At 61.3% G+C, this 22,949-nt stretch carries 24 protein-coding genes and 1 pseudogene; 13 read left to right on the forward strand and 12 right to left on the reverse strand.

The window, feature by feature from the left end; all coding sequences use genetic code 11:
- Positions 1 to 22 precede the first annotated feature (22 nt).
- Entirely contained in the window at positions 23 to 1,159 is a 1,137-nt protein-coding gene (locus QM596_RS15940; RefSeq protein ID WP_021333182.1) for a GIY-YIG nuclease family protein, read from the reverse strand.
- A gap of 45 nt (positions 1,160 to 1,204) precedes the next feature.
- Complete coding sequence (locus QM596_RS15945; RefSeq protein ID WP_264613978.1) at positions 1,205 to 1,792, reverse strand: TetR family transcriptional regulator; 588 nt, start codon at positions 1,790 to 1,792, stop codon at positions 1,205 to 1,207.
- Positions 1,793 to 1,987: 195 nt separating this feature from the next.
- On the opposite strand from QM596_RS15945, the gene QM596_RS15950 reads away from it, so the two are divergent.
- The 3 genes from QM596_RS15950 to QM596_RS15960 all read left to right on the forward strand — a co-directional run bounded on the left by QM596_RS15950 (position 1,988) and on the right by QM596_RS15960 (position 5,193).
- Positions 1,988 to 3,553, forward strand: a complete 1,566-nt coding sequence (locus QM596_RS15950; RefSeq protein ID WP_021343092.1) for an LVIVD repeat-containing protein — start codon at positions 1,988 to 1,990, stop codon at positions 3,551 to 3,553.
- Positions 3,550 to 4,206: a DUF305 domain-containing protein gene (locus tag QM596_RS15955; protein WP_020906457.1), complete on the forward strand. Its 657-nt coding sequence runs from the start codon at positions 3,550 to 3,552 to the stop codon at positions 4,204 to 4,206. Before QM596_RS15950 ends, QM596_RS15955 begins: the two co-directional genes overlap by 4 nt.
- Positions 4,207 to 4,269: 63 nt before the next feature.
- On the forward strand, positions 4,270 to 5,193 hold the full coding sequence (locus QM596_RS15960) for a DUF2797 domain-containing protein (protein ID WP_283309396.1): 924 nt from the start codon (positions 4,270 to 4,272) through the stop codon (positions 5,191 to 5,193).
- Positions 5,194 to 5,200: 7 nt separating this feature from the next.
- Here the strand turns inward: QM596_RS15960 and QM596_RS15965 are convergent, their stop codons facing one another.
- Positions 5,201 to 5,671: a hypothetical protein gene (locus QM596_RS15965; protein ID WP_019747175.1), complete on the reverse strand. Its 471-nt coding sequence runs from the start codon at positions 5,669 to 5,671 to the stop codon at positions 5,201 to 5,203.
- A gap of 705 nt (positions 5,672 to 6,376) precedes the next feature.
- Between QM596_RS15965 and QM596_RS15970 the strand changes: the two genes are divergently transcribed.
- From QM596_RS15970 to QM596_RS15980, 3 genes and pseudogenes are all read left to right on the forward strand, one after another.
- Positions 6,377 to 6,745: a roadblock/LC7 domain-containing protein gene (locus tag QM596_RS15970; protein WP_020906454.1), complete on the forward strand. Its 369-nt coding sequence runs from the start codon at positions 6,377 to 6,379 to the stop codon at positions 6,743 to 6,745.
- Positions 6,746 to 6,767: 22 nt separating this feature from the next.
- Positions 6,768 to 7,223, forward strand: coding sequence for a pyridoxamine 5'-phosphate oxidase family protein (locus QM596_RS15975; protein ID WP_283309398.1), 456 nt, complete (start codon positions 6,768 to 6,770; stop codon positions 7,221 to 7,223).
- A 78-nt stretch (positions 7,224 to 7,301) separates the two neighbouring features.
- Positions 7,302 to 8,045, forward strand: a pseudogene (locus QM596_RS15980) (HNH endonuclease family protein); the annotation flags it as partial.
- A 72-nt stretch (positions 8,046 to 8,117) separates the two neighbouring features.
- On the opposite strand, the gene QM596_RS15985 reads toward QM596_RS15980, so the two are convergent.
- The 4 genes from QM596_RS15985 to QM596_RS16000 all read right to left on the reverse strand — a co-directional run bounded on the left by QM596_RS15985 (position 8,118) and on the right by QM596_RS16000 (position 11,688).
- Positions 8,118 to 8,288: a hypothetical protein gene (locus tag QM596_RS15985; protein ID WP_020906453.1), complete on the reverse strand. Its 171-nt coding sequence runs from the start codon at positions 8,286 to 8,288 to the stop codon at positions 8,118 to 8,120.
- A gap of 354 nt (positions 8,289 to 8,642) precedes the next feature.
- Positions 8,643 to 9,011, reverse strand: a complete 369-nt coding sequence (locus tag QM596_RS15990) for an Rv1352/Rv1906c domain-containing protein (protein ID WP_029537646.1) — start codon at positions 9,009 to 9,011, stop codon at positions 8,643 to 8,645.
- Positions 9,012 to 9,299: 288 nt separating this feature from the next.
- Positions 9,300 to 10,418 carry an Ig-like domain-containing protein gene (locus QM596_RS15995; RefSeq protein ID WP_113682210.1) on the reverse strand — a complete coding sequence of 373 codons (1,119 nt, stop codon included), beginning with the start codon at positions 10,416 to 10,418 and terminating at the stop codon, positions 9,300 to 9,302.
- A gap of 55 nt (positions 10,419 to 10,473) precedes the next feature.
- Positions 10,474 to 11,688, reverse strand: a complete 1,215-nt coding sequence (locus tag QM596_RS16000; RefSeq protein WP_020906451.1) for an Ig-like domain-containing protein — start codon at positions 11,686 to 11,688, stop codon at positions 10,474 to 10,476.
- Positions 11,689 to 11,985: 297 nt separating this feature from the next.
- Between QM596_RS16000 and QM596_RS16005 the strand changes: the two genes are divergently transcribed.
- From QM596_RS16005 to QM596_RS16015, 3 genes are read left to right on the forward strand one after another with little or no spacing between them, the layout of a single operon-like run.
- On the forward strand, positions 11,986 to 13,485 hold the full coding sequence (locus QM596_RS16005) for a SulP family inorganic anion transporter (protein WP_283309400.1): 1,500 nt from the start codon (positions 11,986 to 11,988) through the stop codon (positions 13,483 to 13,485).
- Between the two features lie 35 nt (positions 13,486 to 13,520).
- Complete coding sequence (locus tag QM596_RS16010) at positions 13,521 to 13,946, forward strand: MerR family transcriptional regulator (protein ID WP_019747166.1); 426 nt, start codon at positions 13,521 to 13,523, stop codon at positions 13,944 to 13,946.
- 26 nt (positions 13,947 to 13,972) lie between these two features.
- Positions 13,973 to 14,593 (forward strand): L-threonylcarbamoyladenylate synthase, encoded by a 621-nt coding sequence (locus tag QM596_RS16015; protein WP_029254604.1) that lies wholly within the window; start codon positions 13,973 to 13,975, stop codon positions 14,591 to 14,593.
- Between the two features lie 36 nt (positions 14,594 to 14,629).
- Here QM596_RS16015 and QM596_RS16020 read toward each other — a convergent pair whose 3' ends face one another.
- The 3 genes from QM596_RS16020 to QM596_RS16030 all read right to left on the reverse strand — a co-directional run bounded on the left by QM596_RS16020 (position 14,630) and on the right by QM596_RS16030 (position 18,437).
- Positions 14,630 to 16,417, reverse strand: coding sequence for an alkyl/aryl-sulfatase (locus tag QM596_RS16020; protein ID WP_283309403.1), 1,788 nt, complete (start codon positions 16,415 to 16,417; stop codon positions 14,630 to 14,632).
- Between the two features lie 224 nt (positions 16,418 to 16,641).
- The gene (locus QM596_RS16025; protein WP_058227331.1) at positions 16,642 to 17,205 is read right to left on the reverse strand and encodes a TetR/AcrR family transcriptional regulator; all 564 of its coding nucleotides are present in this window, start codon (positions 17,203 to 17,205) and stop codon (positions 16,642 to 16,644) included.
- Positions 17,202 to 18,437 (reverse strand): cytochrome P450, encoded by a 1,236-nt coding sequence (locus QM596_RS16030; protein WP_042920218.1) that lies wholly within the window; start codon positions 18,435 to 18,437, stop codon positions 17,202 to 17,204. The genes QM596_RS16025 and QM596_RS16030 overlap by 4 nt, the downstream gene beginning before the upstream one ends.
- A 95-nt stretch (positions 18,438 to 18,532) precedes the next feature.
- Here QM596_RS16030 and QM596_RS16035 point away from each other — a divergent pair, with 95 nt between their 5' ends.
- Positions 18,533 to 19,378 carry a glycosyltransferase family protein gene (locus QM596_RS16035; protein ID WP_283309406.1) on the forward strand — a complete coding sequence of 282 codons (846 nt, stop codon included), beginning with the start codon at positions 18,533 to 18,535 and terminating at the stop codon, positions 19,376 to 19,378.
- 113 nt (positions 19,379 to 19,491) lie between these two features.
- Here QM596_RS16035 and QM596_RS16040 read toward each other — a convergent pair whose 3' ends face one another.
- Entirely contained in the window at positions 19,492 to 19,650 is a 159-nt protein-coding gene (locus tag QM596_RS16040) for a hypothetical protein (protein WP_019747160.1), read from the reverse strand.
- A 205-nt stretch (positions 19,651 to 19,855) separates the two neighbouring features.
- Between QM596_RS16040 and QM596_RS16045 the strand changes: the two genes are divergently transcribed.
- The gene (locus tag QM596_RS16045; RefSeq protein ID WP_060938327.1) at positions 19,856 to 20,617 is read left to right on the forward strand and encodes an SDR family NAD(P)-dependent oxidoreductase; all 762 of its coding nucleotides are present in this window, start codon (positions 19,856 to 19,858) and stop codon (positions 20,615 to 20,617) included.
- Here the strand turns inward: QM596_RS16045 and QM596_RS16050 are convergent.
- On the reverse strand, positions 20,599 to 20,736 hold the full coding sequence (locus QM596_RS16050; RefSeq protein ID WP_003945592.1) for a hypothetical protein: 138 nt from the start codon (positions 20,734 to 20,736) through the stop codon (positions 20,599 to 20,601). The two genes, QM596_RS16045 and QM596_RS16050, sit on opposite strands and share 19 nt — an antisense overlap.
- Positions 20,737 to 20,955: 219 nt before the next feature.
- Here QM596_RS16050 and QM596_RS16055 point away from each other — a divergent pair, with 219 nt between their 5' ends.
- A complete protein-coding gene (locus QM596_RS16055; protein WP_283309407.1) occupies positions 20,956 to 21,900 on the forward strand; it encodes an alpha/beta fold hydrolase in 945 nt (314 codons plus the stop codon).
- A 261-nt stretch (positions 21,901 to 22,161) separates the two neighbouring features.
- Entirely contained in the window at positions 22,162 to 22,935 is a 774-nt protein-coding gene (locus QM596_RS16060) for a VOC family protein (RefSeq protein ID WP_019747156.1), read from the forward strand.
- Positions 22,936 to 22,949: the final 14 nt, after the last annotated feature.

The following is a 22,949-nucleotide window of genomic DNA, read 5'->3' on the forward strand; positions in this document are numbered from 1 at the left end:
CCTTGTACCTGAAGTTGTTGCGTTACTTGGACTTACGAGGTCCCGGCAAAACCGCCCCCGGACGAGCGGTAGTCAACCTCGTGACCCAACCGCTGACGGGCCACTTCTTCAGGCCGACGTTGTGCGGGGTCACCTCGGTTCCGACGTACTTGGTAGCGAGCTCGTCGTCGACGGTTCCGTTGAACCGCCACAGTTGGCTTCCGTCGGCATTGCGAGTGGACACCTCCCATGACTGAGCGCGGAATGCACCACGAATGATGCTGTCGGCAAACACCAGAACGGGGATTCCGATCTCGGCACGAACAGCTGCACCGGCAGACCACTCGGCGCGCGCGAGTTCGTAGATCTCTTCCGGCGTTGCTCCCGGACGAGCGGAGGCCGGCACGTGGAGGACGATGCTCGGCGTCGGGAGTTCCGGCGCGGGATCGGCCGAGTAGCGCAACGCGAGTTCCTCGACGCGGGTCGCACGGGCGTCCTTGTCCGATGTATCGCCCGCGAGGTTGGTCAGGCCGTCTCCCGCATCGGTGATTCGCAAGGCTTCCACGATGCCGCGGACGACCTCGTCGGCAGTGGCGGCCGAATCCGTGGCGGCAGCGACCGAGCGGAGAAGAACGAAGTGCTCCACCGCCGAACCCGCGTCGTAGATTTCACGGATGCGGGCGATCTTGGCTGCTGTCACAGCAGCATTCGACTCGGCTGGGCCGTCCGCTCCTTCGAGATTCGCAAGTTCACCGAGCGCTTCGAATACCGGCGCGAACACTTGATTTCCCGTGCCGTGCCCGACATGGAACACCTGATCGTTGCGCGGGTCACGCAGGGCAAAGACGTACTGCCCCAATCTCTTCCCAACCTTTTCGGTGAACGGCTGCGGAGCCGGCTTCCTGACGACCACCTCGGTGGACAGAGTGCGCATCACGGCCAGACGGAGTGCGTCGGGCACGCTGGTGGAACCGGCAGCACCGGAAAAGATTGCCGCCGAAGCAGCGCTGATCGAGGTGAACGTGCGGCCGACTTGCTTCTCGAGAGATGCCGAGACCGTACCGACCGCAGTCAGTTTTGCATCGAGGGTGCCGTCACCCTCGACAAGGAACTCCTTGATCAACGGAGCAACGAGCAGGGTGGAGCCGATAGCGCGAGGAACTGTCCAGACAATAGCCATGCCACGAGCCTAGGCGATCACCTCGAGACGCGAGGCGAACGCGACTCAGCCCGCCGCTGCCGGCCCGGCCAGTCCCTGCACAAGAAGGTTCCAGGCCGAGTGCGCGACTTCTTTCCGCGAGCTCTCGGCAGTCCGTTCCATGATCGCGGCGAACATGGCGATCGCCAGGATCACGTCCTCAGCAGTCACGGACTCTCGTATCTTCCCAGTTCGACGCGCCTCGTCGAGGCGCCCTTCGAGGAGATCGGTCAAACGGGCGCCGGCCGAATTCAGTCGCGAGTCGCCGAAGGAGACCGGCTTGATGACCTCCACGAACACGATGGAGGTAGTGATCTGGTCGACCAACAAACGAAAAAGATCGTCGAGAGTCGAATCCGGATCAGCCGCCAGATCTTGCAGTTCGACGATGTTCTCGTCGAACACCGCGAGTGCGAGACTTTCGCGAGTGGGAAAGTGCCGGTAGAGGCTGCCCTGGCCGACGCCGGCCGTGCGGGCGATCAGGCTGAGCGGAGCAGCAAATCCCTGGGTGGCGAACACCTCGCGAGCTGCTGCAATGAGTGCAGCACGATTGCGCGCGGCATCTCTCGGCCCTCTGTTGAGCGATCCGCTATTGACGCGGCCAGACGATGTCACGCACACTACGATACCAACCGGACAGCATTGTCCGGTTGGTTGCGGCCCGACACCGGTTCACACCCCGACCCGATCGTCGTGAGCGCTCGAACGCGCGCCTGCCCTCCGTGCTGCCTGTCCGTGAGATACGTCTGCCCGTGAGATACGTCTGCCCGTGAGATACGAAAGGCAATCCCGCACCGGGAGTTGGACTCGATGAAATCGTTCACGACCATCAGAACCAGATCTGCCATCGCGCTCGTCACCTTGATCACCGTCCTTCCCGTGTGCGTCGCTTCTGCTGAGCCCGCCACTGCCCCGGGCTCGATCCACGAGAACCCGGGTGTCGCTTCCAACGCTGCAAGCCGCGCCGAATGCGGCCCGGGCTCGATGCCCGAGACCGGGTTGCAGGGTGATGTTCCGGCCGAGGACCGAAACAGCGGACGCAGCCGAGACGGATACAGCTGCAACATGTCTCAGATCGGCGGCTACTCGGGTCGCGGCGGCGGGATCACGTCCACCAACTTCGAACACTGCTCGTACGTCGGCAGCTTCTTCCCCGGGAACCTCCTGGGCCCCGCGCAGGGCGTGCAAGTTCTCGACGTGTCGGATCCTGCCAATCCTGCTCTCACCGCCACGCTGACCGAACCTGCGATGCTGGCCGGAACGTGGGAGAGTCTCAAGGTCAACACCGCGCGAAAGCTGCTGGTGGGCACGGGCGTTCCGCTCTTGACCGGCGTCGGCCTGATGTCGGTCTACGACATCTCCGATTGCGCGCACCCGAAACTGCTCAACCCCGGACCAGGAACCGATCTGGGGATGCTGCTGCCGATCACCAATCACGAGGGTGGATTTTCACCGGACGGGAACACCTACTGGTCTTCCGGCACCGCTCCCGGCGTGGTGAGCGCCGTCGATCTCACCGATCCCGCCAACCCGCGTGTCGTCTGGCAGGACCTCATCGGGTTGTCGACCCACGGCTTCGGAATCACTCCAGACGGAAATCGCATGTACTTGTCGAACAATCTCGGCGGAATACATGTTCTCGACATCAGTGAGGTTCAGCGCCGCGTCCCGAATCCTCGGGTGCGCCAACTGTCCCAGCTCTCGTGGACCGACGGTTGGGCCACCCAACACAGCATTCCGGTCACCTACGACGGTTCGCCGTACCTGTTCACCGTCGACGAAGGTGGTTCCGGCGGAGTGAAATTGATCGACGTCTCCAATGACGACGAACCGGCGGTCGTCAATTCGGTGAAGCTCGAGATCAATCTGCCGGAGAATCAAGATGCTGCGCTGGCGTCTGCTGCCGGCGGATCGCTGTTCGCGTACGAATCTCACTACTGTTCGGCCGATCGCCCGGTCGACCCGACGGCGCTGGCATGCGGATGGATCTCGAGCGGGATTCGGGTCTTCGATGTTCGAGATCCCTTCGACGTCCACGAAATTGCGTACTTCAACCCACCCGCTCGGACCGGCGACAATGTCGAACTCGCCAACTCGCCGCACGCTCTCGCCTCGCTCATCGGGGTACCCATTCTCAGCACGCCGGCAATCGCGCAGTCGATCGCGCAGGGCCAGTTCGACCCCGGCCAAGCGCTGAGTTCGCGATCGGGCATGCTCGCTCTCGGCGACATCTCGACCGATTGGTGCTTCTCCCCACCCGAATGGCGCGGTACCACGTTGTGGGCGACGTGCGCCGACAACGGCTTTGTTGCCATGCAACTCGAAAACGGTGTCTACACACCACCCGCTGACCAGAAGACGACCGTGGGATCATGACGGCGCCGCGATCGGTCAAAGCCGTCGCACTCGTGGCTGCGGCACTGATGCTGCTCGTACTCGGCGCAGCATTACGTCCGCTGTTCGCACCCGAGAACCACACGCAGACAGCTGTTCTGAGCGAAACCGAAATCGGATTCGTGCATGACATGGCGGCCCACCATCAACAGGCCCTCTTCATTCTCGCGCGTCTGAGTCCCGATGTGGACCCGGCGGTTACGCGACTGGCCCAGCAGATCGACGATGTTCAGAGAACGGAAATCGGTGTCATGCTCGGCTGGCTGAGGTTGGCCGGTGTCCCACCGAACAGTAGAACGCCGATGGCGTGGATGGAGGCGTCACCGAGCGGCGCTGGCGACTCTCATCATCACCCGGCAACGCTGGACACCGAGGCCGCCTCCATGCCGGGTATGGCTACGACCGAAGAACTCGAGAAACTGAGTAGCGCTCGCGGGTTCGACGCCGAGGTTGTGTTCCTTCAACTGATGGAACGCCACCACCGTGGCGGGATCGCTATGGCGCAGGCCGCCGATGCTCTGCTCGAGCGCGGACCGGTGAAACAGTCGGCCCGCGACATGATCAATTCCCAGAGTCAGGAATCCGGGCTGATGACACTGATGCTCGGACAACGTGGGGCGCAACCACTGCACTGAACCGCATCTGCACTGACTAGCATGGGTGTCGACCTGTGAACTACAGAAGGAATCGACACTTCAATGACCCTGCTCGTTCGCGGAATCGAATGGTCGAACCCGACAGCACCGCGGATCCGATGCGTCGACGACACCACTTCCGCTACGACCTTCTACACTCACGACTCGGTTCTGCGATTCTCCGTCGACGAGAAGAAGGGCCGCCGCTGCCTCGGCTGGCGAGATCTCACCGCAGAAGGTCGAGGACACTCGCCGTGTGACCGCGGGGCCACGGTCGTTACCGGGCGCCAGTGCGATCGGTGCCGAAATCGTGAGGGATTCACCACCGTTCATCAGGCACATGTCAGCGGCGCGCACATTCATCCGAACGTGCGCACCTATCTCACGCAACCACAATGGCTCTACATCGACATCTTCGCCGGCGGTCAGATGAAGGTGGGGACGGCGGCCGAGTTCCGCAAGCATCCGCGAGTCGCCGAACAGGGAGCGGTCTGCGCATTGTTCGTAGCGCGGTCGACGGACGGTTACAGCATTCGTTCCCTCGAAGCCCGAGTTTCGGAGCACTTCCGCTTGAGCCAGGCCATACGTACGTCTCGGAAGATCGAAGCGCTGACAGGACCCTTGGATCGCGAGAAACTGCGAAAGTCGTTGCACCACTTCGTATCGTCGATCAAAGACGAGCTGAATGACATCGGATCGGACATCGACGGAATCGAGATCCTGGAGGCTCCCGAAGAATGGACGGCGCCGGCGTGCGCCGACGTTGTCTTCGATGCGGCACCGTTGATCGCGTATCCGCACACTTTCGAGTCCGGGGAACATTCCTTGTACTTGGAGGGCCTTGCCGGTTCGATCGCCTCGCTGCGGATCGACCCAGATCCTGAATCGCCACGCTTCGTCGCGGATGTGTCCGGACTGGTCGGTCGAACCATCACCGTCGGCGAGTTCGAGTCCCCTGGCGTGGCGATTCAGGAATCGTTGTTCTGAAAGTAGGTCAGCAACTTCCCGCGGTCGCTGCGGCGAATCCGCGAGTGACCTCAGCCTGCTCGTCGGCAGACAAGCTCGACCACTCGGGATAAGCCTGGATGGAGGTCAGCATGTCGTTTGCCAATGATTCACGCGTCATGCCCATTTCCTCGCCCGACTCGTCAATTGCCGGCTGGTATGCGTCGAGGTACCGGAGAACGTCGGAGCACGCCTGCGCGTAGGTCCGTGGCAGTGCCGAACTCACATTCGGGTCCGACGGGACCTCAGCCGGGACGCTCGCGTCGACCGACGGTGCCTCGGTAGTCGATTCCGACGATGTCGCCGGAGCCTCGGATGACGTCGTCGGTGACGCAGTGGTGGTCGCCGAAACGGAGGAAGTGAGTGTTCCGACCTCGGTCGGCTTGTCTCCGTCAGAACCGCAGGCAACCAGCGCCACCAGCGAGCAGGCACCGATGAACCCGGTGATCGTTTTCTTCATCCTTCAAGGATGCCAGAGGGCGTCTGGCGCTCGAACGGACCGGCATCGTCGACCGGCGAGAATCGTCCGGGCAGCCTGTCGATTCCGAGCGCCTCGTCGGCCCGCCTACAGGATTGGACCATATGCCCCGTCTGCGAACCCATGCTACGGTGACTTAACTGCAAAGTAACTATGGGTGGGATTGTCCGGTCTGCCGCGTTCATCCGGAACGCTCTGATCGGAAAATAGTTCGTCTTTAAGGGGCTGGAACGAGTGGGACTTTTTCGTCGACGAGGCTCCCGGGAGGAAGACGACGATCGCGGGCAGAACCTCGATCGCAGCGACCCCGGGTATGCCGCCTGGTTCGCGAACGTCTCCGACGCGGGCGGTCAGCCGGTTCCGTACAAGCGGCCGCTTACCGCGCCGGTGTATCCGCAACTTCAGACGCCGGTGCCGGACTTCGAGACGGATACGAGACGGCCGCTCAGCGCACCCCCCGGGGACGGCTGGCTGCCCGCAGACCGCATCGACGAATTCGAGTCGTCGAATGGCCGCTCATCTGCACCGAACGGAACGAGCCCACAAATCTCACAAGCTGAACAGTTGCCGCCCAGCCCACTCCCGACACCGCAACCAACGATTCCACCTCGAAATGTACCGATGACTTCATCACCGAAGCATCACCTGGAGTCGCCCCGCGCGACTCTGCCCTACCAAGGAGAAGCAATGAGCAACATCGACAAGATCCTCGGCGAACTGATGCGCATCGACGGTGCCAGCGGTGCAGCCGTCGTCGACGCCGACAGCGGGATGGTTCTCGGTATGAGCGGCAACCCGTCATTCAGCCTCGAGTACGCCGGCGCCGGCAACTCCGAGGTTGTGCGAGCAAAGCTCCGCACGATGAGTAACTTGGGGATTACCGACACCCTCGAAGACATTCTGATCACCCTGAGTAACCAGTACCACCTCATTCGCGTCCTCGAGACGCCCGGACTGTCAACGCTGTTCGTGTACCTGGTTTTGGATCGCGCGCGTGCGAACCTGGCACTGGCCCGCCACAAGCTGGGCGAACAGACACCCAAGATCGAGATCTGACGCTTCCACTCCCTTCCCGACAATGCCCGGTCCTCGCCAACGGCGAGGACCGGGCATTGTTCGTTCCGCATCGTCGATTGGTGAACGTCGCGCCGGCACCGATACTGGGACAGTGACTATCGCGGATACTCCTTGCGTGTGGTTGACCACCCTTCGAAGCGACGGCTCGCCGCACACGACTCCGGTCTGGTTCTTACTGCGTCAGAACACATTCTGGATACCGAGCGCCGAGCAGAATCGGAAGGTTCGGAACCTGCTGGACGATCCTCGGGTCTCGTTGGCAGTCGACGGATCCTCTCGCGACCCATGGGTCGCACAGGGGCTCGGGACAATTCATCACAACGTCGGCGAGTTCGGCGGTCTCCTGAGACTTTTCGGCGAGAAGTACGACGGCTGGGATGCCGCAGACGAAACTCGTGAAGGTCCGCGAGTTCTCGTGGCGGTTCCGGTGACGCGATGGCTACTTCGACCGGACTGACAGACAGTGCCGGTTCAGCCCGAAATGTCGTGAATGACATACTTGTAGTTCATCTCTCGCAGAAATGGACTCTCACACATGGCACGCACGGCACATCACAGGCGCGGCATCACCGGCGTCACCATCGGCATTGCTGCCGTGATCGTGCTGGGAGGTTGCGCCAATTCCAACGCCGACGCACCCGAAACATCTTCTCTCGGTTCGGGAATCGGATCCGGCGTCACGACGACGGTATCAGCCGGAACTTCGGCTCCGTCGTCCGCCGCAATTGAACTGCTGGCACAGATCCCCATCAAGGGACGCGCACCCAAGACCGGATACGACCGCGCACTGTTCGGTACCGCCTGGACCGACGACGTCACCGTCGAGTTCGGCCACAACGGCTGCGATACCCGAAACGACATCCTGCGGCGCGACCTCACCGACCTGACATTCAAAGACGGCTCCAAAAGCTGCTCGGTCCAAACCGGTACGCTCCGTGACCCGTACACGAACAAGACCATCGCCTTCACCCGCGGCCAGGACACGTCTTCTGCAGTCCAGATCGACCATGTTGTCGCACTCTCGGACGCCTGGCAGAAGGGCGCGCAGCAGCTCGACACGCAAACGCGAACCAATCTGGCCAACGACCCTCGAAACCTGCGCGCTGTCGACGGGCCCACCAACCAGAAGAAGTCGGATTCCGACGCGGCGTCGTGGCTGCCGCCCAACAAGGCATACCGCTGCCAGTACGTGACTGCTCAAGTGGAAGTGAAAGCGGCATACGGTTTGTGGGTTACCCAAGCCGAACACGACACCATCGCAGACATTCTCGCGACCTGCTGAACTCTTGCGGTGATCAGCCACATTTGATCAGACGACTCTGATCAGCGACATTTGATCAGAGGACTCTGATCAGCGACCTTTGATCAGATACCGCACAATCGCCATCCCGAGCGCGAGGCCCAACACGGTGGCCAGCGCTGCAACCAGACCGTGGCCGGTCAGTGCGACGAACACACCGGTTATGACTGCGACGACGGCAATGATCCCCGCGTCCACTCTGCTTTGACCACGTTCAGGCATGGCACTCTCTCGTGCTGTCAGGTCCGTCCGCTCCCCTCATAGCGGACGGACCCAGCGGCAATCTGTCGAAATGCGCGAACTCTGGTGGCCTCACCGGGCTGACTTTGCGGGCGGTCCTGCGAGGCCGGCACGTCCCCCGGAGCCAACTCACATCAGTTCACGAAGTCCGTACCTTCGCAGAATATACCGATTGGTAGGTAATTACTGAGGGCTAAAGTCCCTGGTCATGGACTCATGCGACGAGTGGTCGAAAACTCGAGACGAACGAGCGCATCCGCGAGCCGAGCGTTCAATCGAGATGGCAGAGGGCCGTGGTCACCTCCAGAGGTCCATCTCGACATAGAGCGGAGACGTCTAGGACCCGAAAAGCGATCCGAGATCCAACGATCCGACTGACGACACTCTCTTCCAATCAGCGCAATACGCGGTGGTGAAGCGAGAATCCGTCAAGAGAATGGTGACTGTCGCCGGTTCGAGGGTGCTTTCGAACTCGAGGACATTCAATTCACCGTCGCCGTCGACTTTTGCCCGACCGTATATGCACGGCATATCAGCTGATACGGGCCCAGACGTCGTGTAGGTTCCCGGCAACACCTCCCACGGCACGTCGAACAGCCCATGACCGGGAATCGTTCCCGGCGCTGCTGAGGCCGCAGACGTCCCGATCATTGCCACACCGACAGCTACTGCTGCAGCGGACGCGAGCAAACTAACCTTGCGCATTTTCCCTACCTTGTTCATACCTGAACCGCAGCGGCGAGTTCGAAGGCTTGTTGACGTAAGAACCCGCGGTTCGCGCAGTTCTTCAACTAACGGTAGTAAAAGGGCACGAGTTTTGGTGAGCTACCTTTTGTGGTTCTGGCCCGATTTCCGTGACGGAGACTCCCATTGAGAAAAATAGGGAACGCCGGCGTTGCGGCTCTCGGCATGATTCGAACCTGTCATTCCAGTATTCGATCACACAACCGTATTCGAGCCGAAACGTCGACGCTCCCCTGCCGTTTGGGTGACTCAGCCTCCAAGTGAGCCCGTCGGCAGCTTCGAGAAGATGTCCCCGAGGCTTCCGGTTCCACCAGGAGTTTCCGGTTCCGTCGGATCCACCGGCTCGACGACGATGACGCCGGGCACGGTGACGGTCACGGTCTTGTCCGCAGATTCCGAAGAACTGAACTTCTTGGTACCCAAGAACTTTGCGGTGATGCGATGCTCGCCCTGGTCGCGGAACGGCCAGACCAGTTCTGCATGGCCATTGGAATCGACTGTGGCGCTACCGATCTTCGTCTCGCCGTCGAAGAACTCGACCGTGCCCTCACCCGGGTTCGGGTCGATACTCGCCGCAATCTTGACGTCTTCGCCCGTCAGTGCCTCCAGTGCGACAGCGACCGTCGTCTCGGTCTGGTTGGTCGCGAATACCTCGGTAGTCGAGAGGGCGCTGCGTCCCTCGCCCGAAGCAACACAATACCCAGCGGCATTGACCCACCGGGACTCACCGAAACTCATGCTCGTGTCTTTGATCTTGATACTCGGGCTCGTCGCCCCGGCGCGCAGGTGCGTCGTCGCGCTTCCCTCGTCGGACCGAGCTTCGAGTTTCAATTCGACTGCCGGCAAACGAAAGTCCGTGTTGGCCTTGACTTGCAGCCCTTCCTTTGGCTTGTTGTCGTTCGCGCTCGGACCGTCGTTGACTGTCTTGTTGCCGGTACCGGTAATTCGCAGGTACTCACCCGCCGGGTTCGCGTTTCCGTCTGCGCCCACCCGGAGCAGCACCGCAGTCTCGCCGGTCAAGTTCGACGACGAATCACCGACGAGGGAGTACGAAACCAGGGTTGCCCCTTGCGGTAGTGCGATGTCGTACTTGATACGACCGGTGTCCGAATCCGAACTACGCATGGTGCCCGGATGCAGTTTCACTGTGAACTGTTCGCCGGGACGCACGGACGTGGGCGCCGTGACCTCCAGGTTGTCGGAGAACGACGAATCCCAATCGGTGGCGCCGTCGACCCGGCACTTGTGTTCGAAGGAAACTGTTCGCGTCACGGTATCGGAAGCCGCTGCTACCGGAGCGGACACAGCGAGGAGTCCGGCCGCGACAGCTGGTACGACTGCGCAAACAGCCAGAGAACGGGAGTTCATATGTTGCCTTTCAAAAAGACTCGGTCATCGAGTGTTCGGTGAAGTAGGACCGTGATCACTTGCCACCGAGCGAACCTGTGGGCAGCTGCGGCAGAACGGACTCGAGGCTGCCGAGACCACCCGGAGTGCCCGGATCGGTCGGGTCGGGATCGACCGGGCCTGTTGAATCCCCGGTCACCGTGAGCATGTGTGCCGCCGACGTGTACTTCGCCTCGTCACCGGTAGCTGTGAAGACTGCAGTCACGGACTTGGTACCCGCCTTACCGAAGGTCAGATCCAGGCGGGCAATACCGCGAACCACCGGCCGCGGGTCACCGACGGGCTTACCGTCGACCATGAACTGTACTGTTCCCGTTGCGTTTTCCGGATCGACGTGAGAAGCAAAAGACACCTTGGTACCGGTGGCGGCCGTCGTCGGTCCTTCGAGCGTCGTCACGATGTCTGCTCCAGGCTCGGGATCAACAGGTCCGAGGTCTCCGTCGATTTTCGTGGATGCCAATGCGCCGGCACCGGCGTTGAGGGGACCCGTCTCACCGTCGCGAGGAGAACAGGATGTGGGCGCCCAGATGGTTCCCGCGAGCCAGTGACTTACCTGAGGGAGGAAGGTCAAAAACGACTCCGGTCCGCCGAAAGTACCTGCAGCACCCGAAGTCCGGACATTGGTTTCGACTGCGCCGGACGGCCCGGCCTTTACGGTGATTCTGATCTTCGGAAAGACGATGTTGGTCTCGGCTCCGGACTGAGCGTTGATCGCAAGCCCGCCGTGCGCACCCGACGACGATGACGGACTGTTGCCGATCGCTTCGTTTGCGCCGGACAACCGGAGTATCGGACCGTCCGCTGCGGGAGTGCCGTCTTCGTTGACACGAATCACCGAAGCAGGTTTCCCGGCAACAACATTGCCCGGATCGGTGACCGTCGCCGAAACGAACTCCGCGTTGGTCGGAATTGGCAGATCGATCTTCAGACGCGAGATCTTCTTGACACTGGCGCCGCTCACATCGTTCGGGATCTGGACGCTACCTGGATCCACGTCGATGTCGAAGACTTGACCTGGCGCCACGACCGAAGGAGCCGAAACTCGCACCGTAGCAGGCTTTCCGTCTGACGAAGGACCGGAGAACGCACTCGGAACTGCGCGGCACGTGACCTGAAACGTTGTCGACGTGGTTTCTGCAACGGGCGCCGCGGTCGCCGGAATCACGGCCACAGCGGTTCCACCGGCAAGGAGGCCGGTAAGGAGCGCAGCATTCAGTAGGCGTTTTGACATGATGTCCTCTCGGAACAACCTGATTGACGTTTGCCGCCGAACTGTAACGGAGCCAGCGCCCGAGTTGACCCGTTTTCAATAAACAAAAACCACACAGTAGGTAAATACTTGGTAAGGGTTACTGGTCGTCACATCTGACCGCCACCGCGAGCCTTGCCCCTCTCGATCAATCTCGCGATTTGAGATTCACTGCAGGGAAACATAATTCGACAGAAATCCGCGCCGTAGTGAGAACTCCGTTCATACTCTACCCTTACGGGAGGGTAGAGTATGAGAACCTCGTCAGGACGGAATTTCATGGCAGTAACCATCGCTTCATCCACCAACGACAATTCGGTTCGGGCCGCGCTCCGGTCACCTCGCCGTCTCAAAACGGAAGTTTTGGCCGGACTGGTCGTGGCGTTGGCACTGATTCCCGAGGCGATCTCGTTCTCGATCATCGCCGGCGTCGATCCGCGGGTAGGACTGTTCGCGTCGTTCACGATGGCAGTGACCATCGCCGTCGTCGGCGGACGACCCGCAATGATCTCCGCAGCTACCGGCGCCGTCGCACTGGTCGTCGCTCCACTGACGCGCCAGTACGGAATCGACTATCTGATTGCGACAGTCCTTCTGGCCGGCCTGCTCCAGATCGTGTTGAGCCTCCTCGGCGTCGCCAAGCTCATGCGCTTCATCCCGCGCAGCGTCATGGTGGGATTCGTCAATGCACTGGCCATCTTGATCTTCATTGCCCAACTCCCCCACCTGATCGATGTTCCGTGGCTCGTCTACCCACTTCTGGCCGTCGCCCTCCTGATACTCGTATTCCTGCCGAAACTGACCAGCGCGGTCCCGGCTCCACTGGTGGCGATCGTGTTACTGACCAGCGCCACAGTCATTTTCGCGTTCAACGTCCCCAATGTCGGCGACGAGGGCGAGCTTCCGTCGAGCCTGCCGACGATACTGTTCCCCGACGTCCCTCTGGACATGCACACACTGTCGATCATTGCTCCGTATGCATTGGCCATGGCGCTCGTCGGCCTCCTCGAATCGTTGATGACGGCCAAGCTCGTCGACGACGTCACGGATACTCACTCGAACAAGACCCGAGAAGGGTGGGGCCAAGGCGTCGCGAACATCGTCACCGGCTTCTTCGGAGGCATGGGAGGGTGCGCGATGATCGGCCAGACCATGATCAACGTCAAGGTCTCCGGCGCTCGCACTCGAATCTCGACCTTCCTGGCGGGCGTGTTCTTGCTGATACTCGTGGTCGGCCTCGGCGATGTCGTGGCGTTGATTCCCATGGCCGCATTGGTAGCCGTCATGATCATGGTCTCGGTCGGCACTTTCGACTGGCACAGCGTCAATCCGAAGACCCTGCGCCGCATGCCGATCGGCGAGACAGTGGTCATGCTGGTCACCGTGGCGGTCACCGTCGCGACCCACAATCTTGCCTACGGCGTGATCGTCGGAGTGATCACCGCGATCGTCATCTTCGCCCGCCGCGTCGCGCATCTCACCGAAGTAGTCGACGTCGCGCATCCGGACGAGGACACCCGTGTCTATGCGGTTCGAGGCGAGCTGTTCTTCGCATCCAGCAACGATCTGATCTACCAGTTCGACTATGTCGACGACCCGAAGAACATTGTCATCGATCTGTCCGAGTCTCATGTCTGGGACGCGTCGACCGTGGCGACACTGGACGCGATCACCACCAAGTACGCGGCCAGAGGCAAGAATGTCGAGATCGTGGGGCTCGACGATGCATCGGCCGAGCGCCATCTGCGCCTGTCCGGACGCCTGGGTGACGGTCACTGAGAGTATGGAAGCCCAGCGCGACGAAAGTAGGAGTGATGTCTGAGCCGGAACATGCGGTCCAGGGACAGAACATGCAGATCGGGCAGGTTGCCGAACGCACCGAACTGTCGATCAAGACGATCCGTCATTACGACGAGGTCGGTCTGGTCACTCCATCGGAGCGGACCGCCGGAGGATTCCGCTTGTACACCGAGGCGGACGTCCAACGTCTACTGGTAATCCGACGAATGAAGCCGCTCGGATTCAGTCTCGAAGAAATGAAACAACTCCTCAATTCCCTGGCAGTGCTCGGCGACGAAGCTTCGGACGCATCAACACGAACCGCCGCAACCGAATTCGTCACCGCCTGCCATACCCGGGCGGAAGAAAGCTGCACACACTTGCGTAAGCAACTCGCCTACGCCGAAGAGCTGACGGGATTGCTCGCCGACCACAGTCTGAACGGTGAACGGCATTCGTGATCTTCAAGCTGAACTAAGCTGGGTTGATGGCCCGATATTTCGACGTTCACCCGGAAAACCCGCAGCCGCGCGCGATCAGCCAGATCGTCGAAATGCTGCGCAACGACGCGGTCATCGCCTATCCCACCGACTCCTGCTACGCCCTGGGTGCCCGAATGGACAATCACTCGGGCACCGATCGGATCCGCGAGATCCGTCACCTGCGGTCGGATCACCACTTCACGCTGGTCTGTGCCGACTTCGCGCAGCTCGGGCACTTCGTCCACGTCACCAACTCGGCGTTTCGCGCGGTGAAAGCGGCTACGCCTGGGCAGTACACGTTCATCCTTCCCGCCACGAAGGAAGTTCCGCGTCGACTGGCACACGCCAAGAAGAAGACCGTCGGAGTGCGTATCCCCAGCCACCCGGTAGTGCGGGCGCTCTTGCAAGAGTTGGGTGAACCGATCCTCTCCAGCACCCTTCTCCTACCCGGCGCCGAGGAGCCGATGACGGACGGCTGGCAGATCAAGGAAGAACTCGACCACCAACTCGACGCCGTCATCGACTCGGGTGACTGCGGCACCGAGCCCACCACGGTGGTCGACTATTCGTCCGGTGCCCCCGAGATCGTGCGCATCGGCGCGGGAGATCCTTCCCGTTTCGAATGATCCCCCCGCCCGTGCCACATCACGGATGGCAACGTGTCACGGCGTCACGATGTCGAACCACAGATCGAAGTCCTCCAGCAGCGAGATGAACGTCTCCAGTTCAGACTGATCTCCCAAAGCTTTTGCCGTTCCGGCCTTGATGGATTCGGTGAGCGAGGTCGTTCCCAGATACACCTCGTTGAACACGGCACGGGTCAAGGTCAGAGTCAGGGCGGCCGAAGCATCTGCCTTGTCCGTGTCGTAATTCAGCACGCCGTTGCGCACTGTGACCAGGACGTTGTCCGCAGTGTCCGACAACACGAATCGCAACGACAGGTCGACGCCGGCAGCTTTGGGACCGTCGAGGCGAACTGCCCAGAAGTCCAGCATCTGCTCGAGAGGCATCACGGCGACAACGGCCGGGCCGGTGGGGTTGTTGGACGGCATCGGTGCCAGCGGATGCCGCAATTCCATCGCTCCGACCAGGTAGAAGTTGCGCCACGTACCGTTCTCGGCTTGGTAGCCGAGTTGTTCGTACGTGTCCGCCAACAACTCTCGCGCTTTCTGGTTACTCGGATCGGCGAACACCAGATGGTTCACCAGCTCGGCCGCCCAGCGATAGTCACCGTCGTCGAACGCCTGCTTGCCCTTGGTCAGAAGCGCATCGGGTCCGCCGACGGCTTCGACGTAGCGCTTGCCGTTCTCCACCGGCGGATGAGGATTGAGGTGAGCGGGAACGCCGTCGAACCAACCGAGATAGAAGGTGTAGATCGCTTTGACGTTGTGACTGAGCGAGCCGTAGTACCCGCGGTTGTACCACTGCTTTCCGATGGCGTCGGGTACCTCGATCTGGTCGGCAATCTCTACCGGTGTCAGTCCCTTGTTGGCAAGACGCAACGTCTGATCGTGCAGATACTTGTACAGGTCTGCCTGATCCGACATCAGCTTCAAGATCTTGTCGTTGCCCCACGTGGGCCAATGATGCTGCGCAAAAATGATTTCGACGTCGGGGAAAAGTTCCATCGCCAGACGAACGTAGTGCGACCAGGCCTTGGCGTCGCGAGTTTTGGCGCCGCGCAACGTGTACAGGTTGTGCATCGTGTGCGTGACGTCCTCCGCTGACCCGAGCGCCTTGAAATCGGGTAGATAGAACAACATTTCGGACGGCGCTTCGGTGCCCGGCGCGAGCATGAACGTCACGCGCACACCGTCGATGACCTCTTCGTGCACCGGTTCGGTGATGACGTCGGTAGGCACGGCGAACGTCGAAGTGCCGTGAGAAGTGGACAGGCCGAGACCACCGGATACCTGCCCTTGTGGCCCCGGACGCAGGAACGATCCGTACATGTACATTCCGCGACGTGTCATCGCCGTGCCGGCAAGTACGTTCTCGGAAATCGCTTCCTCCGTGAAACTGTCTGGTGCGTAGATCTTTACGGCACCGGACTCGATCTCTTCGTCGGTGACAAATCCTTTGACACCGCCGAAGTGATCGCCGTGGGAGTGCGTGAAGATGATTGCCTTGACCGGAACCTTCGGGCGGTGCTGGTAGTACAACTCCAGCGCGAGAGCGGCTGTTTCCGCGGACATCAGAGTGTCACCGATGATCAACCCGGTGTCGCCCTCGATGATCGTCGTGTTCGACAAGTCCTGGCCGATCACCTGGTACAGACGATCAGCCAGCTTGAACAGTCCACCGCCCTTTCCCATTAAAGTGGCTTGGCGCCACAGACTCGGGTTGACGGTATCCGGTGCATCGCCGTCGGCGAACCCGTAGGCGTCGTACGAGAAGATGAACTGCCCTTTGTCACCTTTGACCAGTCCGCCATCGATGAGCGGTGCCACGAGACCTCGAGAAATCAGTTCGAAGTCGAAGGTGTCGTCGAAAGGAAGGTCACGGAGAACCTGGGCATTTGCCAGGCGGTCGCTTCGGTGGCGGGCTTGGGGTCGAGTTCGAACGGTGTAGACATCTTCTCTTACGCTCCTCGGGAACTCGCGGTGACCTGTGTCGGGATATCGGTTCATCCTCGATCCCCACGCAGCCCTCGCACATCACCCGGAAGGGATGATCAGGTGGCCCGTCCAGCAATCAACAGCGCAACGACGAACTCACGCACCAACGTCCGCTCGTCGTTCTCGTCCGCCCCCGGCACCATGAGCAGCGAGAGAATCACTCGCACGATCCAGCGCGCCCGCGACGCTGTGCCTGCTCCGAGTTCACCCAGCATCGCGACACCAAGTCCGTTGATGACGTCGGATGAATTGGCAAGTTCACCGGCAAGACTCGCATCACCCGGGGTGAACCATGCAGCCAACGTCGGAGTGCTACGCACCGCGGACACTGCAGTGAGTATGGCCGTCTCCAGACGCTCACTCGGATCGTCGATGGTCGCTACCGATTCCGCGATCGCAGTTCCCAGCCTGCGAGCTTCGCGGTGAACGAACGCAACGTGAAGAGCCTGCCGATTCTCGAAGTACCGATACAAGGTGGCCCGGGAACATCCTGCAGCAGAGGCTATCTCCGCCATACCGACCGCGTTGACGCCTTTCGCGACGAACAATTGTGCCGCGCTGTCGAGGATCTTCTCGGCTGCCGCCAAGGCGCGCCCCTCGCCGAGCCAGTCGTTGCTCATGGCCGAGTCACCGACATCGGAGCCGAGAGCGGACGGCGCACGTAGTTGCCCGGCGCGTATTGCATCGCGTCGATGTCGACATGGAAGTCGGGAATCCGGGAGAGTAACTCTTCCAACGCAACTCGAGCCTGCATCCGAGCTGCCGACGCCCCCAGACAGTGGTGGGCGCCATGACTGAAGGTGAGAATCTTCTGCGGTCGACGCAAGACGTCCAACTCCGCCGCGTCGGGTCCGTACTTCTCGGGATCACGATTGGCCGCACCGTACATCAGCAGAACCTTACGTCCTGCCGGAATCACTTTGCCACCCAAGGCCACATCTCGCGTCGTGGTGCGTGCCAGTCCTTGGACCGGCGAGGTGAGTCGAAGCAACTCGTCGACCGCGTCGGTGATCAATGCGGGATCGTCCAGCAGGATCTGACGCTGGTCGAGGCGTTCGGTCAGCATCGCCACCGAACCACCCAGCATTCCTGTCGTGGTGTCGTTTCCACCGGCCACCATGGTGAAGGCGAAGCCCAGAATCGACAGCAGGCCGGACATATCGCCGTCTTCACCGAGTCCAGCGGCGAGTAGGTGCGAAATCGTGTCGTCACCCGGTTCGACCTTGCGGCGTTCGATCAGCGAAGCGAAGTACATCATCAGCTCACCGGTGGCGGCCTGCGCCGTCGTCGCTGCCGCGGCCACACCACCTGCCGAATTGGCAGCGACAATGGCTTCGGTCCAGCCGTCGAACTGGTCACGGTCCGATTCCGGCACACCCAGATAGTGTGCGACAACCATAGACGGCAACGGTTTGAAGAGCTCGACGACGATATCGCCGCTGCCACGCGCTTTCAGCGCCTCGATACGTTCGACGACAAATTCGCGAACCATCGGCTCGACCGCCGATACCTGACGCGGAGTGAAACCCTTCGACACCATGCGCCGGAACTCCGACTGCACTGGCGGATCCTGCATCACGAACGGCGGATTGTCCTGCATCCCAATCTGTTCGAGTTCACCGTAGACAGTGGTCAATCCCTTTGCCGACGAATACGTCTCGTAGTCGCGAGCGGCGTTGTAGACGTCTTCGTGACGGGTGAGCACCCAGTAGTCGTCCTGCGGCGCAGCTTCCGGCACAACGTTGTGCACCGGGTCGTTCTCGCGCAATGCGTCGTACATGGCCCAGGGCGAACGCCAGGACTCCCCGGTGGAAGGAACAAACCGTGGCGAATGTGACACAGATGTTGTCATGACTCGACTATGAGACAAATTGATAGATGTGTCAACCTATCTCCATGTTCAATATCGAGTAACTCGCTTCCACGCAGAGCACTATCGTGTGTCGGGTGATCACGGACCCGAAGAACCACCCGAACAGCTCTGACACCGGACGCCGCGCCGTGGTTGCGGTCCTGCTCCCCCGCGAACATCTCCCCTTCATCAGAGACTGGTGCCTGCACCACATCGAGCAAGGCTGGGAGGTTGTTCTCTACGACAACACCGGTTCCGTCGGGTCCACCCGCAAGACAAGCGCATTCAGCCTCAACCGTTGGCACGGCCGCAGCGAGGACAAGAGAGGCAACTCTTACGGCGCCTTCACCCGATCGATGTCGGACAGTGAAGTTCAGGTCGCATTCCGCAAAGAACTGCACGACCTTCCGGTGACGATCGTCGACTGGCAACCGCGCGACGCGGACGGTCGGATCGTGCACGGTCAGGTAGAGGCGTACGTCGATTACGTGAGTCGATACCGCGACACCGTCGCATGGGCAGCATTCGTCGACGCCGACGAATACCTCGAGCACGCACCAGGATTGGGCTGGGAGGTTCTATTTGCCGGAGTTACTCAAGCGGGTTCGCACCGCGTCGTTCTCGATGCTCTGGTTTACGAATCCAGGTGGACGCGCGACGGGCAACTGCGAGACGTCGAGGAATTGAAATGCCTTGGACTGCAAAGCCACGGCTGCAAGAACATCGTGAGGCTGTCGGAGATTCTGCGAGCGGACGTCCACTGGGGATGGAAGACAAGCGAACCGGACAGCCTGGTGCGGCCCGACCGATCACTCTTCTACTTCCGCCATTACCGCGGTTCGGAGGCGGCACTCGACTTCACTCCGCTGCCGAACTTCGGACCCCAAGTCCACGAAGAAGGTGTGGATGTTCCGGCGGCAATTGACGTATCACAGAATTGAATGTGCCTACAAGACACAGGTATTCAGGTACAGATAAACCTCCGGCCCGCATCCACGAAGGCAATGCCTTCAGAATGCGGGCCGGGGGCCGTAAATCCGGTTCAGCGAAGCAATCAAGCCTTCGGCTGCGAGCTTCCTGCGCCACCGATTGCGCCGAGAAGACCAGCAACTGCGCCGATGCCGACGAGAACGCCGCCCAGGCCTGCAATGATCTTCTGGAAGTCGCCGAGCTGTGCCAGGTCCGTCTTGCTGCTGCCAGTGGTGAATGCCATGTCTAGCTCCTCATCATGGAATGTGTACGCGGTCCGCGCGCCCGGTATGTAACGGCGCTCACAATATACGTAAGACAGCCGAAATTTGAAGCGGTGCCGTTGAGTGGGACGTAACTCACATCTCATCCAGCGGGAACCCACGAGTAACAATGCGCGATTCGGACAACGCTTCGGGAACCGTTGAATGACGAGCAGGAGAACAGCAGTGGGCAAGTTGGATGGAAAAGTGGCCCTGATCACTGGCGCAGGGCAAGGCGTCGGCCAGGGTGTTGCGTTTGCGCTTGCCAAGGAAGGTGCTTCCGTCGCGGTGGCGGGCCGCACTGAGTCGAAACTCGTCGTCACATGTAACGAGATCACCGAACGCGGAGGCCATGCCGAACCGGTGCTCGTGGATATCGCCGACGCGGGTTCCATCACCGCTGCCGTGGCGCGAACCGTGGAACTGTTCGGCGGCGTCGACATCCTGATCAACAACGCCAGCCTCAACCCGCTCGGCAACGTCCTCGACCTCACTCCGGAGCGCCTTGCCGACGGATTGACTTCCGGTCCCGTCGCGACGCTGCGAACAATGCAAGCCTGCTACCCGTTCATGAAGGAACGCGGCGGCGGGGCGATCATCAACATGGTCAGTTCCGTGGCCGTCCGTTGGGACGCCGCCGGCTACGGCGGATACGCGGCCGTGAAGGAATCCGTCCGAGCCCTCAGTCGCGCAGCAGCGTGCGAATGGGGCGTAGACGGGATCCGAGTCAACGCGGTTGCTCCTCACGCATCCTCGCCCGGGCTACAGCGTTGGGCAGATGCACGCCCGGAAGAGGCTGCCGCTTTTGTTGCCGGGATTCCGCTACGGAGGATCGGGGACTGCGAAACGGACATCGGCACCGCGGTGGCTTTCCTGGTCGGCCCGGATGCCGCGTATCTGACTGGAGCAACAATTCCGCTCGACGGTGGTCAGTCGCGCTGGGGCTGAGAGCTGGCGTCGTCGAAGGCAAGCACCGCCGACTTGGCTTCGGCGATCGGGCGGCGGAAAACGAAACCGACCAGAACGGATGCCAAAACCAGCGCGGCCAGAACAATGAGCCCGACCATCCACCACATGGTTTTCAGTATGCCCGAACCGATCTCCGCCGGACGCGCGCCACGGCCGTCGGAACGCGATCACAACCGCGAAAAGTGCTTGACACCAATCAAATTCCGTTTTGCCCGTTTCCCGAGCTTCCCGATAATCCGTGATCGAGGACACAGTTTCGGATACCGAACCGGGACGATCGCGTGACTGGAACCGCGCCTCGGTGCATCCTGTCAGGTATGGAATCCGCTGTTTCGGCCGAACTCGCCGACGGAAGCACCCTCACACACCCGTGGGGCGGGACAAGCAACATCACCGATCTCGGCGGTGATGTTCACTGGATCGACTTCGGCGGTCCCAGCGGAGCGCCGCCCATCGTGCTCGTTCACGGACTGGGCGGCTCGCACCTGAACTGGGTGCGGGTGGCACCGACGCTGGCGGCGCGCACGCGTGTGTACGCACTGGACCTCGCCGGATTCGGACTCACCTCTGCCCGTGGACGGCACACCGGCGTCGACGCCAACGCAGCACTCCTGAATCGCTTTCTCGAGACAGTAGTAGGTGAACCTGCCGTCCTGTTCGGCAATTCGATGGGGGGAATGGTCTCGGCAATCTCGACCCATGCCAATCCCGAATCAGTTGCCGGCCTGGTGCTGGTGGATCCGGCGCTCCCACTGCCCGTCCAACTTCCCGATCTGACCGTCGCCGCCCAATTCGCGCTCTACTCGATGCCGTACGTCGGTGAGCAGGTTCTCGGCTTCGGACGCCGGAAGATGTCCGACCGGCAGTTGGCCGCTCAGATGACCAGATTGTGTTTTGCCGATCCGGCGCGAGCAGACCCCGCGGTCCTCGACGCGGGCGCTGCCTTGACTGCGATTCGTCGCGGCGAACCCACTCAGGATGCCGAGTTCCTGCAGGCAGCACGGTCACTGTTGATGACCCTCGCCCGTCCGGCCGCCTATCGAAAGACACTGCGAGAGATCACGACTCCGACGCTCCTGATACATGGCGATCGCGATCGGCTTGTCCCGGTCGAGGCCGCCCGGGCAGCCGCCGCCGCACATCCACACTGGACCACCATCATTCTCGGCGACACCGGTCACACCCCTCAGTTGGAGATTCCGGACGAGTTTTCACGTCACGCGCTCGCATGGCTCGATCGCACGGGGCTGATCACGAGCTGACACGTACCGGCACTACACCCGCGGAACGGCCTCGCCGATCGAGCAAGTGCCCCATCAACTTCGGCGTATCAAGGACGATTCGGTGATCGACTACGTCGGCAGGTCCGGCCCACCGGTAAGCGCGAACGGTCAAATACTCCAAAGCTCTCGAGCCCTGGGAATGTGTCGGGGTACGCGCGTAGCGTGAGATTCGCGCCTTCCTCGGCCAAGCATTTGCGCGACCCGTACTTGTGTATCCGTTTCGGTAAAGGAGAGTTTCAGATGCCCGCACGCACAGCGCTCGACGGAACACCCTGTTGGATCGACCTCACCAGCTCCGATACCGAGGTCGCCAAATCCTTCTACACCAACGTGTTCGGTTGGCAGACTGACACAAACGACGACCCGCAGTACGGCGGCTACGCGATCTTCAGCAAAGACGGGCAGCCCATCGCCGGGCTCGGACCTCAGCAGGAGGGAAACCCGTACGGCAACGTCTGGACCACCTACATCTCCTCGACTGATGCGGCAACGTCGGCGTCCAAGGCCGAAGCCGCGGGCGGAATGATCATGATGCCGTCGATGCAGGTCGGTCCCCAGGGCAGCATGGCGATCGTGGGCGATCCTGCCGGTGCAGTCGTCGGTATCTGGCAGGCAGATCAGCACCACGGCTTCGGTCTGGTCGGCGAGGCCGGAGCCCCGGTGTGGCACGAGACTTTGTCCAAGAACTACGCCGCGGTCCTGCCGTTCTACACCGACGTGTTCGGCTGGACTTACGAGTCCATCGGCGACAGCGACGAGTTCCGGTACTCACAGGCCAAGCAGGGCGACACCGTCGTCGCCGGTTTGATGGATGCCAGCTCGTTCCTCCCGGCAGAGGTGCCGTCGTTCTGGCAGGTTTACTTCGGGGCGGACGACACCGACGCGGCCGTCGCCAAGGTCGTCGAATTCGGCGGCAGCGTCTTGCGCGATCCCGAGGACACGCCCTTCGGCCGTCTCGCGTCGGTGGCCGATCCACTCGGCGCCAAGTTCCAGATCTCCACGATCATGGAGTGAATCTCCGCGCAGAG

The sequence above is a fragment of the Rhodococcus sp. IEGM 1406 genome, assembly GCF_030056745.1.
GTDB classification, from domain to species: domain Bacteria; phylum Actinomycetota; class Actinomycetes; order Mycobacteriales; family Mycobacteriaceae; genus Rhodococcus_F; species Rhodococcus_F erythropolis.

Bases quoted from the DNA above. Each gene is read 5' to 3' on its own strand.
- QM596_RS15940 (WP_021333182.1), bottom strand. From the start codon at position 1,159: ATGGCTATTGTCTGGACAGTTCCTCGCGCTATCGGCTCCACCCTGCTC.
- QM596_RS15950 (WP_021343092.1), top strand. From the start codon at position 1,988: ATGAAATCGTTCACGACCATCAGAACCAGATCTGCCATCGCGCTCGTC.
- QM596_RS15955 (WP_020906457.1), top strand. From the start codon at position 3,550: ATGACGGCGCCGCGATCGGTCAAAGCCGTCGCACTCGTGGCTGCGGCA.
- QM596_RS15960 (WP_283309396.1), top strand. From the start codon at position 4,270: ATGACCCTGCTCGTTCGCGGAATCGAATGGTCGAACCCGACAGCACCG.
- QM596_RS15965 (WP_019747175.1), bottom strand. From the start codon at position 5,671: ATGAAGAAAACGATCACCGGGTTCATCGGTGCCTGCTCGCTGGTGGCG.
- QM596_RS15970 (WP_020906454.1), top strand. From the start codon at position 6,377: ATGAGCAACATCGACAAGATCCTCGGCGAACTGATGCGCATCGACGGT.
- QM596_RS15975 (WP_283309398.1), top strand. From the start codon at position 6,768: ATGCCCGGTCCTCGCCAACGGCGAGGACCGGGCATTGTTCGTTCCGCA.
- QM596_RS15985 (WP_020906453.1), bottom strand. From the start codon at position 8,288: ATGCCTGAACGTGGTCAAAGCAGAGTGGACGCGGGGATCATTGCCGTC.
- QM596_RS15990 (WP_029537646.1), bottom strand. From the start codon at position 9,011: ATGCGCAAGGTTAGTTTGCTCGCGTCCGCTGCAGCAGTAGCTGTCGGT.
- QM596_RS15995 (WP_113682210.1), bottom strand. From the start codon at position 10,418: ATGAACTCCCGTTCTCTGGCTGTTTGCGCAGTCGTACCAGCTGTCGCG.
- QM596_RS16000 (WP_020906451.1), bottom strand. From the start codon at position 11,688: ATGTCAAAACGCCTACTGAATGCTGCGCTCCTTACCGGCCTCCTTGCC.
- QM596_RS16005 (WP_283309400.1), top strand. From the start codon at position 11,986: ATGGCAGTAACCATCGCTTCATCCACCAACGACAATTCGGTTCGGGCC.
- QM596_RS16010 (WP_019747166.1), top strand. From the start codon at position 13,521: ATGTCTGAGCCGGAACATGCGGTCCAGGGACAGAACATGCAGATCGGG.
- QM596_RS16015 (WP_029254604.1), top strand. From the start codon at position 13,973: ATGGCCCGATATTTCGACGTTCACCCGGAAAACCCGCAGCCGCGCGCG.
- QM596_RS16025 (WP_058227331.1), bottom strand. From the start codon at position 17,205: ATGAGCAACGACTGGCTCGGCGAGGGGCGCGCCTTGGCGGCAGCCGAG.
- QM596_RS16030 (WP_042920218.1), bottom strand. From the start codon at position 18,437: ATGACAACATCTGTGTCACATTCGCCACGGTTTGTTCCTTCCACCGGG.
- QM596_RS16040 (WP_019747160.1), bottom strand. From the start codon at position 19,650: ATGGCATTCACCACTGGCAGCAGCAAGACGGACCTGGCACAGCTCGGC.
- QM596_RS16050 (WP_003945592.1), bottom strand. From the start codon at position 20,736: ATGGTCGGGCTCATTGTTCTGGCCGCGCTGGTTTTGGCATCCGTTCTG.
- QM596_RS16055 (WP_283309407.1), top strand. From the start codon at position 20,956: ATGGAATCCGCTGTTTCGGCCGAACTCGCCGACGGAAGCACCCTCACA.
- QM596_RS16060 (WP_019747156.1), top strand. From the start codon at position 22,162: ATGCCCGCACGCACAGCGCTCGACGGAACACCCTGTTGGATCGACCTC.